Origin of the sequence: Escherichia sp. KS167_9B (genome assembly GCF_030295215.1) — a bacterium.
GTDB classification, from domain to species: Bacteria; Pseudomonadota; Gammaproteobacteria; order Enterobacterales; family Enterobacteriaceae; genus Escherichia; species Escherichia coli_F.
Map to the genome: position 1 here is coordinate 4,584,700 of NZ_AP025754.1, position 15,969 is coordinate 4,600,668.

Consider the following 15,969-nt stretch of genomic DNA (forward strand, 5'->3'; position numbering starts at 1 on the left):
CGTGGATTCTACTCAACTTTGTCGGCTTGAGAAAGACCTGGGATCCTGGGTATTAAAAAGAAGATCTATTTATTTAGAGATCTGTTCTATTGTGATCTCTTATTAGGATCGCACTTCCCTGTGGATAACAAGGATCCGGCTTTTAAGATCAACAACCTGGAAAGGATCATTAACTGTGAATGATCGGTGATCCTGGACCGTATAAGCTGGGATCAGAATGAGGGGTTATACACAACTCAAAAACTGAACAACGGTTGTTCTTTGGATAACTACCGGTTGATCCAAGCTTCCTGACAGAGTTATCCACAGTAAATCGCACGATCTGTATACTTATTTGAGTAAATTAATCCACGATCCCAGCCATTCTTCTGCCGGATCTTCCGGAATGTCGTGATCAAGGATGTTGATCTTCAGTGTTTCGCCTGTCTGTTTTGCACCGGAATTTTTGAGTTCTGCCTCGAGTTTATCGATAGCCCCACAAAAGGTGTCATATTCACGACTACCAATACCGATTGCGCCAAAGCGGACCGCAGAAAGATCGGGCTTCTGTTCCTGCAATGCTTCATAGAAAGGAGAAAGGTTGTCCGGAATATCTCCGGCACCGTGGGTTGAGCTGATAACCAGCCAGATCCCCGAGGCAGATAAATCTTCCAACAGCGGACCGTGCAGCGTTTCGGTGGTAAAACCCGCCTCTTCCAGCTTTTCAGCCAGGTGTTCTGCTACATATTCGGCACCGCCGAGGGTGCTGCCGCTGATAAGAGTGATATCTGCCATAAACCGCCACCTTTATTAAGAGTGGCGTATTGTACGCTGTGAACGCGTTGGGATCTACCTGTGGAAAAGTATGGGATTAAAAAAGCCGATCAGGGCTTAATGGTACGCATGATCGGGTTCTGCAGGACGATCAGTGTCTCGGTGGACTGAATTTCATCAATTGTTTGGATCTTGTTGATAAGTACATGCTGGAGAGCATCGATCGAACGGCACATCACTTTTATAAAGATGCTGTAGTGGCCGGTTGTGTAATAGGCTTCAGTGACTTCATCGAGGCTTTCCAGCTTTGCCAGCGCGGAAGGATAGTCTTTGGCGCTCTTTAATATAATGCCGATAAAGCAGCCTACGTCATAACCGAGCTGCTTCGGGCTGACATCAATACGCGCCCCGGTAATGATCCCCGCCTGCTTCATTTTCTCTACTCGAACGTGAATCGTCCCCGGACTGACGCCAAATTGTTTCGCCAGTTCGGCGTAAGCGGTGCGCGCATTGCCCATTAATGCTTCCAGGATGCCACGGTCCAGATTGTCGATCAGATAATTTTCCATAGGATTTTCTTATGCGGATTGATGATTCATTCTATTTTAGCCTTCTTTTTTAATGAATCAAAAGTGAGTTAGGCTTTTTATTGAATGATTATTGCATGTGTGTCGGTTTTTGTTGCTTAATCATAAGCAACAGGACGCAGGAGTATAAAAAATGAAAACCGCTTACATTGCCAAACAACGCCAAATTAGCTTCGTGAAATCTCACTTTTCTCGTCAACTGGAAGAACGTCTGGGGCTGATCGAAGTCCAGGCGCCGATTCTTAGCCGTGTGGGGGATGGCACGCAGGATAACTTGTCGGGCTGTGAAAAAGCGGTACAGGTAAAAGTGAAAGCTCTGCCTGATGCCCAGTTCGAAGTGGTTCATTCACTGGCGAAATGGAAACGTCAGACCTTAGGGCAACACGACTTCAGCGCGGGCGAAGGGCTGTACACGCACATGAAAGCCCTTCGCCCCGATGAAGACCGTCTTTCCCCGTTGCACTCGGTCTATGTTGACCAGTGGGACTGGGAACGCGTAATGGGCGACGGCGAGCGTCAATTCTCGACTCTGAAAAGCACGGTAGAGGCGATCTGGGCGGGAATTAAAGCAACCGAAGCTGCAGTTAGCGAAGAGTTTGGCCTGGCACCGTTCCTGCCGGATCAGATCCACTTCGTACACAGCCAGGAGTTACTGGCTCGTTATCCGGATCTCGATGCCAAAGGACGTGAGCGGGCGATTGCGAAAGATCTTGGCGCGGTATTCCTCGTCGGGATTGGCGGCAAGTTGAGTGATGGTCATCGTCACGACGTACGCGCACCGGATTATGATGACTGGAGCACCCCGTCAGAGCTGGGCCATGCGGGTCTGAACGGCGATATTCTGGTATGGAACCCGGTACTGGAAGATGCGTTTGAGCTTTCTTCCATGGGGATCCGCGTGGATGCCGATACGTTGAAACATCAGCTGGCGCTGACCGGTGATGAAGATCGTCTGCAGCTGGAGTGGCATCAGGCGCTGCTGCGCGGTGAAATGCCGCAGACCATCGGCGGCGGTATCGGGCAGTCTCGTTTGACCATGCTGCTGCTGCAACTGCCACATATCGGCCAGGTTCAGTGTGGTGTATGGCCGGCAGCTGTTCGCGAGAGCGTCCCTTCTCTGCTGTAATTGTTTATCGCCGCCAGCGTCTGAGCAGGCGGCTTCGCATCCCGGTATCAAAGCGCCAGATATGATCGAAAATGCGCATGATGCCGGGTTTGCCATGTGCCGACATCGCCACGGCATGAAAGCGATGCTGATGTACCCGCTGCAACTCTTTCACTTTGCTCGTCACGTCGTCAGGCAACCGCTGGGCGATAAAATCAGAAATCACCACCGCATCGGCGTCAAACCACTCCCGACTTTGCAAGCGTTCCATAATGGCGCGAAAACAACTGGCAAGATCGGTGCCACCACGAAACTGCTGACTTAAAAAGCGGATCGCTTGCTCAATACCTTGTGGGCCTGAAAGCTCATAACGGACGATCTCGGTGGAAAATAGCATAATATAGCAGCGCCGGTTTTCAGCGAGAGCAATGCGCATCAAGGCCAGGCAGAACGCTTTCGCACACTGTTCATTAAAGCCGCCCATTGAGCCGGAAGTATCCACGCAGACAATAAACGGTCCGCGCGGCTGTTCGTCGTAATCTTTATGGACTACCGGGCGTTCGATAACTTTTTCACGCCACGACTCACCGTGCAGGCGATAGGTGAGCAACTGTTTTTCCACCAGCCGACGGTAAAACTCATACTCCAGTTCCGTTATCCCCAGTGTCGCCAGTTCTGGCGGCAGGAGACGTAAAATATCGTCGCTTTGTTGCAGACCATCAACCTGCTCAGGAACTGTCGCCGGTTCGCGCACCATGGTGCGGAAGGTTTCCATCTGCGCATCGTTGCGCGGTATTGATTTGGCTTCCCGGGAACGCCCCAACTGTTCTGCCAGGCGTTTCAGTTCCGGCTGTTCGTTAAGAAATTCACCGTATTTCACAATCAACTGATAGTCACCACGTTTAAGCTGACCGGCGCTCATATCCCACAGACGACCAGCTGCGGTATTGTTATCTGCGAGAATCGGTTCAAGTTGCCCGCTCAGCGTCATGCGTTCCTGAACTTCACTCAACAGTTGTTCGCGTTCTTCTTCTAATAGCTGTTGATTTAACGTCGTTGCTTGCACGATCAGACTTAAACGCCAACGCTGGAGAAAAAGTGTGTGTAACGCTGAAGTGATCGTGCTGTTAGCATCAACCAACTGTCGGGCTTGTTCTGCCCATGGGGAATTCAGACGATGCAGTAAGTCCAGGATCTGTGGTAGCTGCACAATAAACTGCGGCGTGGAGAGGAGCTGGCTTTCCTGATAGCACATCACCTCTTCGGTGAGTTCCGGCGGGACTCGGGCATCTTTCAGCCGACTGCGCAGTGCCTCACGCCAGCGGGGAACATCATCAGTGATTGCCGCCTTCAGTCGTGGGAATTTTTCAAAGAAGACTGCCAGCTGCGGTGAGGCCAGCAGCGCGATGATCATCTCTTCGATCAATCCCTCTTCGCTGACGGCCAGCATCACATTAAGCGTATCCAGCGTTAGCATTGTTGTGCCTGGCGAATCTGGGTGCCGACATCCTGTAGGCTGGCTTCAATGCGACCTAACCAGTCGCCAGGGATAAACAGACATTTTTGCTGTTCGCTGAATAAAGCGTGTTGCTTGCGCCAGTCGCTTTCAAGCTCTTCCAGTTGTTGTTTTATTTCACCTGGCAGACCTTCAGCAGATGAACCGGGAAGTGCCAGCGTACTGCCTTGTAAACTTACATCGCGTACGACAAGATGTTGGGCGCTATCAACTTCCAGATTCAATTTCTGGGCAAAGCCGATACCGTTCAGTTTGCCGCGAATTTCACCACCTCTGCTCAGCCACTGTTCCAGCGCGCTACGCTCAAAGGAGATATGAACCACTTCCATATCATGCAGTTTTAACGGTTTTTGCAGCAGCAGAGTCAGAGTGGAAGCAGTAACGTTAACAGGGAGTTGATACTGCTGACGACGGCTGAAAATGCCGCCCAGACGAATTACCGTTAAGGCTGTTTTATCGCTTTGTTGCTGCTGTAGTTGCAGGTGACGTTGCACAATCGCGCCCAGGCGGGTCAACATCCCTTGCTGTTGCCAGGCATGACCGGTCATCAATACATCAATTTGTTGTTGTATCAAATTCAGGCTTTGCGCGTCATACCACAGGCAATCTTTCAGCAAAATGAGATCTACCGGGGCAACAGCACTGCGACCGCTAAAAAAGGCGCTGGCCTGCAATAAGCGGATCGCTTTTTTCCAGCGACGATCCGAGACATAAGGCGCATCCGGTAATTTATCCAGTTGCTGGCGCAGCATAAAAATCAGCTCAAATACATGATCGGGCAGCGTAATTTCACCAATCTCTTTCTGCCAGCGTTCATATTCTTCATCTGTGACCTGCAAGGAGGCAGGAACCGGATTGTCATTTTCATCCTGTTGACTGGTCAGCATGGAGCGGAAATTCGCTTTATCCTGCACTTTATCTAACCACAGACGAATCAGCATGCGGTCATATAACGCTTCCAGACTGCTGTCTGCTTCCGGCAGCTCGTTGGAGGCCGCCACCAGCAGACGCATCGGGATTTTTTCTACGTGTGCACCGTTGCGGAACTGGCGCTCGTTAATGGCGGTGAGCAAGGTATTAAGAATTGCCGGGCCCGCTTTCCAGATCTCATCCAGAAAGACGATTTCTGCTTCCGGCAGGTAACCGCTGGTTAAACGTTCATAGCGCCCTTCATCTTTTAGCGCCTGAATAGAAAGGGGACCAAAAACCTCTTCCGGCGTGGAGAAGCGGGTCATCAGATATTCAAACGCGCGGGCATTCTGAAAGGCGAATTTTAAGCGCCGAGCGATCAAACTTTTGGCAATGCCTGGCGGGCCAAGGAGGAACACACTTTCACCACTTAATGCCGCTAATAAACACAAGCGGATGGCGTGGCTACGTTCATAAAGCCCCTTTTCCAACGAACTGCTCAGGCGGGAAATTCTTTCCGCTAATAAATGAGGGTGAGCCATAATGAAGTGGCGTCCTTTCGTCAAAAGTTCTGCGTAAATTGCGAGTATAGACGTTTCTTGCTGGTGGCTAAAATAGTCTCAAAGGGGGGTTATTTTTCTTTGAGCCAGGTTAATGTGGCCGCATTTAGGAGTACGATTTTGCCGTTAATCGTGCATACTGTGCGCTTTTTTGTGGGCCAAGGGACTAAGCACACATTTCATATTTCAACGAAAGACTAGTCTATGAGCACTGATAATAAGCAATCATTGCCCGCGATTACCCTCGCGGCGATTGGAGTTGTCTACGGCGATATTGGTACCAGCCCGTTATATACACTTCGTGAATGTTTGTCCGGCCAGTTTGGTTTTGGCGTTGAACGCGATGCCGTGTTTGGCTTTTTATCGCTGATCTTCTGGCTGCTAATCTTTGTGGTTTCCATTAAATATCTCACCTTCGTGATGCGGGCAGATAACGCCGGTGAAGGGGGGATCCTGACGTTGATGTCGCTTGCCGGGCGTAATACGTCGGCGCGAACCACATCAATGCTGGTGATTATGGGGCTAATCGGCGGCAGCTTTTTCTATGGTGAAGTCGTCATAACACCCGCTATTTCGGTGATGTCTGCCATTGAAGGTCTGGAAATCGTCGCCCCGCAGCTGGATACCTGGATAGTTCCCCTCTCAATTATCGTTCTCACTTTATTATTTATGATTCAAAAACATGGCACGGCTATGGTCGGTAAGCTGTTTGCGCCGATCATGCTGACCTGGTTTTTGATTCTGGCAGGGCTGGGGTTACGTAGCATTATTGCTAACCCGGAAGTGCTGCATGCGCTGAATCCGATGTGGGCGGTGCATTTCTTCCTTGAATACAAAACGGTTTCGTTTATTGCGTTAGGGGCAGTGGTGCTGTCGATTACCGGTGTCGAGGCGCTGTACGCTGATATGGGGCACTTTGGTAAGTTCCCGATTCGCCTGGCGTGGTTCACCGTCGTATTGCCTTCATTAACTCTTAATTACTTTGGCCAGGGCGCTCTGTTGTTAAAGAACCCGGAAGCGATTAAGAACCCGTTCTTCCTGTTGGCACCGGACTGGGCGCTGATCCCGCTGCTGATCATCGCCGCACTGGCGACGGTAATTGCCTCGCAGGCAGTTATCTCTGGCGTCTTCTCATTGACGCGTCAGGCCGTACGTCTGGGATATTTGTCGCCGATGCGCATTATTCACACCTCCGAAATGGAGTCAGGGCAAATCTATATTCCGTTTGTGAACTGGATGCTCTATGTCGCGGTCGTGATTGTGATCGTCAGCTTTGAGCACTCCAGCAACCTGGCGGCGGCGTACGGGATTGCGGTGACCGGAACCATGGTGCTGACATCTATTCTCTCGACTACCGTGGCACGTCAGAACTGGCACTGGAATAAGTATTTTGTTGCGCTGATCCTGATTGCTTTCCTTTGTGTCGATATTCCATTGTTCACCGCTAACCTCGATAAACTGCTCTCCGGCGGCTGGTTGCCATTGAGCCTCGGTACGGTGATGTTTATCGTGATGACCACCTGGAAGAGCGAGCGTTTCCGCTTGCTGCGGCGGATGCATGAACATGGCAACTCTCTGGAGGCGATGATTGCTTCGCTGGAGAAATCACCGCCCGTTCGCGTGCCTGGGACCGCGGTGTATATGTCACGTGCAATCAACGTCATTCCCTTTGCGCTGATGCATAACCTTAAACATAACAAGGTATTGCATGAGCGGGTGATTCTGTTAACTCTGCGCACCGAAGACGCGCCTTATGTCCATAACGTCCGTCGGGTACAGATTGAACAACTGTCGCCCACTTTCTGGCGCGTGGTGGCAAGTTATGGATGGCGGGAAACGCCAAACGTGGAAGAAGTTTTCCACCGCTGTGGTCTGGAAGGGTTAAGTTGCCGGATGATGGAAACCTCCTTCTTTATGTCGCATGAGTCGTTGATCCTCGGCAAACGCCCGTGGTATTTGCGTCTGCGCGGCAAGCTGTACTTGCTGCTGCAACGTAATGCGCTGCGTGCGCCGGATCAATTTGAAATCCCACCAAACAGGGTTATCGAACTGGGTACTCAGGTCGAAATCTAACGCCAGACGCCTCCTTTCTCCATAAGGGGGCGTTTTTGTTTTCATGGTTAATCACCATGTAAAACGTTTCGAGGTTGATCACATTTCCGTAACGTCACGATGGTTTTCCCAACTCAGTCAGGATTAAACTGCGGGTCAGCGAAACGTTTCGCTGATGGAGAAAAAAATGAAAAAAGGCACCGTTCTTAATTCTGATATTTCATCGGTGATCTCCCGACTGGGACATACCGATACGCTGGTGGTGTGTGATGCAGGTTTACCTATCCCCAAAAGTACAACGCGTATCGATATGGCATTAACCCAGGGTGTACCTTCTTTTATGCAGGTGCTGGGCGTCGTCACAAATGAAATGCAGGTTGAGGCTGCCATTATCGCGGAAGAGATCAAACAACATAATCCGCAACTCCACGAAACGTTGCTCACTCACCTTGAGCAGCTGCAACAACACCAGGGAAATACCATTGAAATTCGTTACACCACGCATGAACAATTCAAACAACTAACCGCAGAAAGTCAGGCGGTAATTCGCAGCGGAGAATGTTCTCCGTATGCGAATATCATTCTCTGTGCTGGCGTGACGTTCTGAGGCCGTCATGGAAGCATTACTTCAGCTTAAAGGCATCGATAAAGCCTTCCCGGGCGTAAAAGCCCTCTCGGGCGCAGCGTTAAATGTCTATCCTGGCCGCGTGATGGCGCTGGTGGGCGAAAACGGTGCGGGTAAATCCACCATGATGAAAGTGCTTACGGGTATCTATACTCGCGATGCCGGTACGCTTTTATGGCTGGGGAAAGAAACGACGTTTACCGGGCCGAAATCTTCCCAGGAAGCCGGGATTGGGATTATCCATCAGGAACTGAACCTGATCCCGCAGTTGACCATTGCCGAAAACATTTTCCTCGGTCGTGAGTTTGTTAATCGCTTTGGCAAAATTGACTGGAAAACCATGTATGCCGAAGCGGATAAATTGCTGGCTAAACTTAACCTGCGCTTTAAAAGCGACAAGCTGGTGGGCGATCTTTCCATCGGTGACCAGCAAATGGTTGAAATTGCAAAAGTGCTGAGCTTTGAGTCGAAAGTCATCATTATGGATGAACCGACCGATGCACTGACCGATACCGAAACCGAATCCTTGTTCCGCGTCATCCGCGAGCTGAAATCGCAAGGCCGCGGTATTGTCTATATTTCCCACCGCATGAAAGAAATCTTCGAGATTTGCGATGACGTTACCGTTTTTCGTGATGGGCAATTTATTGCTGAGCGTGAAGTAGCATCACTGACCGAAGATTCGCTGATTGAGATGATGGTGGGCCGCAAGCTGGAAGATCAATATCCGCACCTGGACAAAGCGCCAGGAGATATTCGCCTGAAAGTCGATAATCTCTGCGGACCTGGCGTTAACGATGTCTCTTTTACTTTACGCAAAGGCGAAATTCTTGGCGTCTCTGGTTTGATGGGCGCTGGGCGTACCGAACTGATGAAAGTGCTCTACGGCGCACTGCCGCGCACCAGCGGTTACGTCACCCTGGATGGGCATGAAGTTGTTACCCGTTCACCGCAGGATGGCCTGGCAAACGGCATTGTGTATATCTCCGAAGACCGTAAACGCGACGGTTTGGTGCTGGGCATGTCAGTAAAAGAGAATATGTCGCTGACCGCGCTGCGCTACTTCAGCCGTACTGGTGGCAGTTTGAAGCATGCCGATGAACAGCAGGCAGTAAGTGATTTCATTCGTCTGTTTAATGTGAAAACGCCGTCGATGGAACAGGCAATTGGTCTGCTTTCCGGTGGCAATCAGCAAAAAGTGGCGATTGCCCGTGGTCTGATGACACGCCCCAAAGTGTTGATCCTCGATGAGCCTACCCGTGGCGTAGATGTCGGCGCGAAAAAAGAGATCTATCAACTGATTAACCAGTTCAAAGCCGATGGCTTGAGCATCATTCTGGTGTCATCGGAGATGCCAGAAGTATTAGGCATGAGCGATCGCATCATCGTCATGCATGAAGGGCATCTCAGCGGGGAATTTACTCGTGAGCAGGCCACCCAGGAAGTGTTAATGGCTGCCGCTGTGGGCAAGCTTAATCGCGTGAATCAGGAGTAAAAAAATGACAACCCAGACTGTCTCTGGTCGCCGTTATTTCACGAAAGCGTGGCTGATGGAGCAGAAATCGCTTATCGCTCTGCTGGTGCTGATCGCGATTGTCTCGACGTTAAGCCCGAACTTTTTCACCATCAATAACTTATTCAATATTCTCCAGCAAACCTCGGTGAACGCCATTATGGCGGTCGGGATGACGCTGGTGATCCTGACGTCGGGCATCGATTTGTCGGTAGGTTCTCTGTTGGCGCTGACCGGCGCAGTGGCTGCATCTATCGTCGGCATTGAAGTCAATGCGCTGGTGGCTGTCGCTGCCGCTCTCGCATTAGGTGCTGCAATTGGTGCGGTAACCGGGGTGATTGTAGCGAAAGGTCGCGTCCAGGCGTTTATCGCTACGCTGGTTATGATGCTTTTACTGCGCGGCGTGACCATGGTTTATACCAACGGTAGCCCAGTGAATACCGGCTTTACTGAGAACGCCGATCTGTTTGGCTGGTTTGGTATTGGTCGTCCGCTGGGCGTACCTACGCCAGTCTGGATCATGGGAATTGTCTTCTTCGCGGCCTGGTACATGCTGCATCACACGCGTCTGGGGCGTTACATCTACGCGCTGGGCGGCAACGAAGCGGCAACGCGTCTTTCTGGTATCAACGTCAATAAAATCAAAATCATCGTCTATTCTCTTTGTGGTCTGCTGGCATCGCTGGCCGGGATCATTGAAGTGGCGCGTCTCTCCTCCGCACAACCCACGGCGGGGACTGGCTATGAGCTGGATGCTATTGCTGCGGTGGTTCTGGGCGGTACGAGTCTGGCGGGCGGAAAAGGTCGCATTGTTGGGACGTTGATCGGTGCATTAATTCTTGGCTTCCTTAATAATGGATTGAATTTGTTAGGTGTTTCCTCCTGTTACCAGATGATCGTCAAAGCGGTGGTGATTTTGCTGGCGGTGCTGGTAGACAACAAAAAACAGTAATAACGACTACAGGACATCTTGAATATGAACATGAAAAAACTGGCTACCCTGGTTTCCGCTGTTGCGCTAAGCGCCACCGTCAGTGCGAATGCGATGGCAAAAGACACCATCGCGCTGGTGGTTTCCACGCTTAACAACCCGTTCTTTGTATCGCTGAAAGATGGCGCGCAGAAAGAGGCGGATAAACTCGGCTATAACCTGGTGGTGCTGGACTCCCAGAACAACCCGGCGAAAGAGCTGGCGAACGTGCAGGACTTAACTGTTCGCGGCACCAAAATTCTGCTGATTAACCCGACCGACTCCGACGCAGTGGGTAATGCTGTGAAGATGGCTAACCAGGCGAACATCCCGGTTATCACTCTTGACCGCCAGGCCACGAAAGGTGAAGTGGTGAGCCACATTGCTTCTGATAACGTACTGGGCGGCAAAATCGCGGGTGATTATATCGCGAAGAAAGCGGGTGAAGGTGCCAAAGTTATCGAGCTGCAAGGCATTGCCGGTACCTCCGCAGCCCGTGAGCGTGGCGAAGGTTTCCAGCAGGCCGTTGCTGCTCACAAGTTTAATGTTCTTGCCAGCCAGCCAGCGGACTTTGACCGCACCAAAGGTTTGAACGTAATGCAGAACCTGTTGACCGCTCATCCGGATGTTCAGGCTGTGTTCGCGCAGAATGATGAAATGGCGCTGGGCGCGCTGCGCGCACTGCAAACTGCCGGTAAATCGGATGTGATGGTCGTCGGATTTGACGGTACACCGGATGGCGAAAAAGCGGTGAATGATGGCAAACTAGCAGCGACTATCGCTCAGCTACCCGATCAGATTGGCGCGAAAGGCGTCGAAACCGCCGATAAAGTGCTGAAAGGCGAGAAAGTTCAGGCTAAGTATCCGGTTGATCTGAAACTGGTTGTTAAGCAGTAGTTTTAATCAGGTTGTATGACCTGATGGTGACACAAATACGTCATCGACAGATGAACGTGTAATATAAAGAAAAGCAGGGCACGCGCCACCCTAACACGGTGGCGCATTTTATGGACATCCCGAATATGCAAAACGCAGGCAGCCTCGTTGTTCTTGGCAGCATTAATGCTGACCACATTCTTAATCTTCAATCTTTTCCTACTCCAGGCGAAACCGTAACCGGTAACCACTATCAGGTTGCATTTGGCGGCAAAGGCGCGAATCAGGCTGTGGCTGCTGGGCGTAGCGGTGCGAATATCGCGTTTATTGCCTGTACGGGTGATGACAGCATTGGTGAGAACGTTCGCCAGCAGCTCGCTACTGATAACATCGATATTTCTCCGGTCAGCGTGATCAAAGGCGAATCAACAGGTGTGGCGCTGATTTTTGTTAATGGCGAAGGTGAGAATGTCATTGGTATTCATGCCGGCGCTAACGCAGCCCTTTCCCCTGCGCTGGTGGAGGCGCAACGTGAGCGTATTGCTAACGCATCGGCATTATTAATGCAGCTGGAATCACCACTCGAAAGTGTGATGGCAGCGGCGAAAATCGCCCATCAAAATAAGACTATCGTTGCGCTTAACCCGGCTCCGGCTCGCGAACTTCCTGACGAACTGCTGGCGCTGGTGGACATTATTACGCCAAACGAAACGGAAGCAGAAAAGCTCACCGATATTCGTGTTGAAAATGATGAAGATGCAGCGAAAGCGGCGCAGGTACTGCATGAAAAAGGTATCCGTACTGTACTGATTACTTTAGGAAGTCGTGGTGTATGGGCTAGCGTGAATGGTGAAGGTCAGCGCGTTCCTGGATTCCGGGTGCAGGCTGTCGATACCATTGCTGCCGGAGATACTTTTAACGGCGCGTTAATCACGGCGTTGCTGGAAGAAAAACCGTTGCCGGAGGCGATTCGTTTTGCTCATGCCGCCGCAGCGATTGCTGTAACGCGCAAAGGCGCACAACCTTCCGTTCCATGGCGTGAAGAGATCGACGCATTTTTAGACAGGCAGAGGTGACGCTTGGCTACAATGAAAGATGTTGCCCGCCTGGCGGGCGTTTCTACCTCAACAGTTTCTCACGTCATCAATAAAGATCGCTTCGTCAGTGAAGCGATTACTGCCAAAGTTGAAGCGGCAATTAAAGAACTCAATTACGCGCCATCAGCTCTGGCGCGTAGCCTCAAGCTCAATCAGACTCGAACCATTGGCATGTTGATTACTGCCAGTACCAATCCTTTTTATTCTGAACTGGTGCGTGGCGTTGAACGCAGCTGCTTCGAGCGCGGCTATAGTCTTGTTCTTTGCAATACCGAAGGCGATGAGCAGCGGATGAATCGTAATCTGGAAACGCTGATGCAAAAGCGCGTTGATGGCTTGCTGTTACTGTGCACCGAAACGCATCAGCCTTCGCGTGAAATCATGCAACGTTATCCGACAGTGCCTACCGTGATGATGGACTGGGCACCATTCGATGGCGACAGCGATCTCATTCAGGATAATTCGTTGCTGGGCGGAGACTTAGCAACGCAATATCTGATCGATAAAGGTCATACCCGTATCGCCTGTATTACCGGCCCGCTGGATAAAACTCCGGCGCGCCTGCGGTTGGAAGGTTATCGGGCGGCGATGAAACGTGCGGGTCTCAACATTCCTGATGGCTATGAAGTCACTGGTGATTTTGAATTTAACGGCGGGTTTGACGCTATGCGCCAACTGTTATCACATCCGCTGCGTCCTCAGGCCGTCTTTACCGGAAATGACGCTATGGCTGTTGGCGTTTACCAGGCGCTATATCAGGCAGAGTTACAGGTTCCGCAGGATATCGCGGTGATTGGCTATGACGATATCGAACTGGCAAGCTTTATGACGCCACCATTAACCACTATCCATCAACCGAAAGATGAACTGGGGGAGCTGGCGATTGATGTACTCATCCATCGGATAACCCAACCGACCCTTCAGCAACAACGATTACAACTTACTCCGATTCTGATGGAACGCGGTTCGGCTTAGATTTACGCTGTCTTTTGATCAAATTATTACCATCGGTTGTTTTCAGAAGCATGAACATTGCTGCTGAAGCAACAGTAATAATGCCCATTGTGATAAACGTATAGTGGAATTGTTCGACAGTCGTTGTGCCTTCCATCCCTTCATAAACGCGAAGGACGGCCGCACTTACAGCAACGCCTAAACTGATAGACAGTTGCTGCGTGACCGCCAGAACACTGTTACCGCTGCTGGCGTTGTCATCGGTCAGATCGGCAAGTGTGATGGTATTCATCGCGGTAAATTGCGTCGACATAGCCATCCCTAATATAAACAACGGCAAGATCAGCATCCATATCGCCATTGCTGGTGATTGCAAAGAGAACTGAGCGATCATTAGCCCAATAATTACCGTGATCCCCACTAACGTATGGCGATAGCCCAGACGACGTAAGACTTGGGTAACCATCGATTTTGCAATAATGGAACCTAACGCTGTCGGTGCCATCATACAGCCGGCAATAAACGCCTGATAACCAAATCCTACCTGTAACATCAATGGCATAAGGAACGGTACACAGCCGGTCCCCAGACGGGTTGCAATATTGCCTACTATACCGATCGAGAAAGTGCGGGTTTTAAATAAATCTAATGAAATTAATGGGTTTAGCGTGCGTCGTGCATGGAGAATATAGAGAAGCAGTAACCCGATGCTGGTGACAATTACCGTCAAGGCAATCCAACTGGCGACAATCTTTTCACCGAAGAGCTCTATTCCGCTTGAGAAGAGAACAAGGCTGAGGCCAAACAGCAAAAAGCCAGTGATATCGAATCTGCGTCGTGCGGTGGTGAAATTGGGCATATGTTTGCGCGCGTAAAGAAGGCCGGCAATACCTATGGGGATATTGATTAAAAATATCCAGTGCCAGGTTGCCCAGGTGACCAGCACGCCGCCAAGTACGGGGCCTAAAATTGGCCCCACCAGACCCGGCATGGCGACAAAATTCAATACAGGAAGAAGCTCATTACGAGGATAAGCACGCAGTAAGGCCAGCCGAGCAACAGGCATCATCATTGCGCCACCTATCCCCTGAATAACCCGGAAGACAACCAGCTGTGGTAGCGAGTTAGAAAGTGCGCAGGCCAGAGAACCCAATGTGAACAGACTCACGGCAAGGGTAAATATGCGACGCGTACCGAAGCGATCGGCTAGCCATCCGCTTACCGGAATAAGCATCGCCACCGTCAGCGTGTAACTGATGATGGCTGATTGCATCGCGAGAGGAGAACGATTAAGGCTATGAGCGATTGCGGGTAAGGCGGTATTCAGAATAGTGGCATCAAGTGCCTGCATGAAGAAGGCCATCGCCGCGATCCACGGCAAACCCGCCATACTGCGCTTCTTTTTATCGCTCATTCAATGTCCTGTTATCGGGGTGTCACTTATCAGGTGAGCGTAGCAGCGCCTGACAAGCTTTAAATGCCGCGTCGCCATCGCTTTGGATAATCGCATCAACAATCGCCTGGTGCAGATCCAGCTTTATCACTGTGTCGCTGGTAATTGACGTGAAGTAAGTGTGATAAACCGAATGGAAGAGCGAGGCGAATGAGGTCAAAAACGGATTGGCGCTCATTTCATAGATATGCTCATGCCAGGCCATATCGACCTCAATCCAGCGTTCACGGCGAAAGTTCTCTTTTAATGCCACCATTTCGGCCATTAACGTATTGAGATGCGCCTTCTGTTCCGCGGTGCCAACCGTTGCAGCCAGTAGGCAAGCTTGCGGCTCCAGACAGATACGCATAACCAGAAAGTGATCGATGACCTGATGAAAGTTCTCTTCTGTCATCCACCAGGTAAGCAATTCCTGATCAAGAAAATTCCAGTTTGATTGTGGCATGACCCGGGTACCAATTCGTGGTCGCGGTAAAACCATCCCTTTTGCCGTTAACGTTTTAACCGCTTCGCGTACCGCTGTACGACTCACTCCAAATTGCTCGCCCAGCTCAATCTCACCAGGCAAAATGGTGCCGGGTTCATATTCACCTTTTAAGATCCGTTGCGCCAGCTTCTCAGCCAGAACATACGAAAGGTTTTTCTGTGCAGCTAACTGTTGTGCGCTTAAAGGCATTACTAATCTTCCTTTTTCTTTTTATTCCTCCTTAGTATGCCACCAGGAAGTGTGATTACGGTTGCAAAAACGGCAAATTGCTTGTTTTATGGCACATTAACGGGGCTTTTGCTGAAAAAATGCGCGGTCGGAAAATTATTTTAAATTTCCTCTTGTCAGGCCGGAATAACTCCCTATAATGCGCCACCACTGACACGGAACAACGGCAAACACGCCGCCGGGTCAGCGGAGTTCTCCTGAGAACTTCGGCAGAGAAAGCAAAAATAAATGCTTGACTCTGTAGCGGGAAAGCGTATTATGCACACCCCGCGCCGCTGAGAAAA

General features: G+C 50.6%; 14 protein-coding genes. 8 read left to right on the forward strand and 6 right to left on the reverse strand.

From position 1 onward, the window contains the following. Positions 1 to 330: 330 nt before the first annotated feature. Together mioC and asnC are read right to left on the reverse strand one after the other, a co-directional pair. Positions 331 to 774 (reverse strand): FMN-binding protein MioC, encoded by a 444-nt coding sequence (mioC, locus tag QUE34_RS22955; RefSeq protein WP_000763742.1) that lies wholly within the window; start codon positions 772 to 774, stop codon positions 331 to 333. A gap of 89 nt (positions 775 to 863) precedes the next feature. Beyond that, positions 864 to 1,322 (reverse strand): transcriptional regulator AsnC, encoded by a 459-nt coding sequence (gene asnC / locus QUE34_RS22960; RefSeq protein ID WP_000432970.1) that lies wholly within the window; start codon positions 1,320 to 1,322, stop codon positions 864 to 866. 151 nt (positions 1,323 to 1,473) lie between these two features. Here asnC and asnA point away from each other — a divergent pair, with 151 nt between their 5' ends. Further along, positions 1,474 to 2,466: an aspartate--ammonia ligase gene (gene asnA, locus QUE34_RS22965; RefSeq protein WP_000845098.1), complete on the forward strand. Its 993-nt coding sequence runs from the start codon at positions 1,474 to 1,476 to the stop codon at positions 2,464 to 2,466. Between the two features lie 4 nt (positions 2,467 to 2,470). On the opposite strand, the gene viaA is transcribed toward asnA, so the two are convergent. Next, positions 2,471 to 3,922: an ATPase RavA stimulator ViaA gene (viaA, locus tag QUE34_RS22970; RefSeq protein ID WP_000956611.1), complete on the reverse strand. Its 1,452-nt coding sequence runs from the start codon at positions 3,920 to 3,922 to the stop codon at positions 2,471 to 2,473. Beyond that, positions 3,916 to 5,412 (reverse strand): ATPase RavA, encoded by a 1,497-nt coding sequence (gene ravA, locus QUE34_RS22975; protein WP_001353548.1) that lies wholly within the window; start codon positions 5,410 to 5,412, stop codon positions 3,916 to 3,918. The genes viaA and ravA overlap by 7 nt, the downstream gene beginning before the upstream one ends. 222 nt (positions 5,413 to 5,634) lie before the next feature. Here ravA and kup point away from each other — a divergent pair, with 222 nt between their 5' ends. The 7 genes from kup (at position 5,635) to rbsR (ending at position 13,538) form a co-directional block, all read left to right on the forward strand. After that, positions 5,635 to 7,503: a low affinity potassium transporter Kup gene (gene kup, locus QUE34_RS22980; RefSeq protein ID WP_000102319.1), complete on the forward strand. Its 1,869-nt coding sequence runs from the start codon at positions 5,635 to 5,637 to the stop codon at positions 7,501 to 7,503. 166 nt (positions 7,504 to 7,669) lie between these two features. Next, positions 7,670 to 8,089: a D-ribose pyranase gene (rbsD, locus tag QUE34_RS22985; protein ID WP_046081400.1), complete on the forward strand. Its 420-nt coding sequence runs from the start codon at positions 7,670 to 7,672 to the stop codon at positions 8,087 to 8,089. Between the two features lie 7 nt (positions 8,090 to 8,096). Further along, the gene (gene rbsA, locus QUE34_RS22990) at positions 8,097 to 9,602 is read left to right on the forward strand and encodes a ribose ABC transporter ATP-binding protein RbsA (protein WP_000387771.1); all 1,506 of its coding nucleotides are present in this window, start codon (positions 8,097 to 8,099) and stop codon (positions 9,600 to 9,602) included. 4 nt (positions 9,603 to 9,606) lie between these two features. Further along, the gene (gene rbsC / locus QUE34_RS22995) at positions 9,607 to 10,572 is read left to right on the forward strand and encodes a ribose ABC transporter permease (protein ID WP_105268623.1); all 966 of its coding nucleotides are present in this window, start codon (positions 9,607 to 9,609) and stop codon (positions 10,570 to 10,572) included. Positions 10,573 to 10,596: 24 nt separating this feature from the next. After that, positions 10,597 to 11,487, forward strand: coding sequence for a ribose ABC transporter substrate-binding protein RbsB (rbsB, locus tag QUE34_RS23000; protein ID WP_001056273.1), 891 nt, complete (start codon positions 10,597 to 10,599; stop codon positions 11,485 to 11,487). A 125-nt stretch (positions 11,488 to 11,612) separates the two neighbouring features. Further along, positions 11,613 to 12,542, forward strand: a complete 930-nt coding sequence (gene rbsK / locus QUE34_RS23005) for a ribokinase (protein WP_105268637.1) — start codon at positions 11,613 to 11,615, stop codon at positions 12,540 to 12,542. A 3-nt stretch (positions 12,543 to 12,545) separates the two neighbouring features. Then, positions 12,546 to 13,538, forward strand: a complete 993-nt coding sequence (gene rbsR / locus QUE34_RS23010) for a ribose operon transcriptional repressor RbsR (protein ID WP_000224481.1) — start codon at positions 12,546 to 12,548, stop codon at positions 13,536 to 13,538. Here rbsR and mdtD read toward each other — a convergent pair. Further along, positions 13,504 to 14,931 carry a multidrug transporter subunit MdtD gene (mdtD, locus tag QUE34_RS23015; RefSeq protein WP_001280843.1) on the reverse strand — a complete coding sequence of 476 codons (1,428 nt, stop codon included), beginning with the start codon at positions 14,929 to 14,931 and terminating at the stop codon, positions 13,504 to 13,506. The genes rbsR and mdtD overlap by 35 nt on opposite strands. 22 nt (positions 14,932 to 14,953) lie before the next feature. Further along, positions 14,954 to 15,646: a FadR/GntR family transcriptional regulator gene (locus QUE34_RS23020; protein WP_001131177.1), complete on the reverse strand. Its 693-nt coding sequence runs from the start codon at positions 15,644 to 15,646 to the stop codon at positions 14,954 to 14,956. Positions 15,647 to 15,969: the final 323 nt, after the last annotated feature.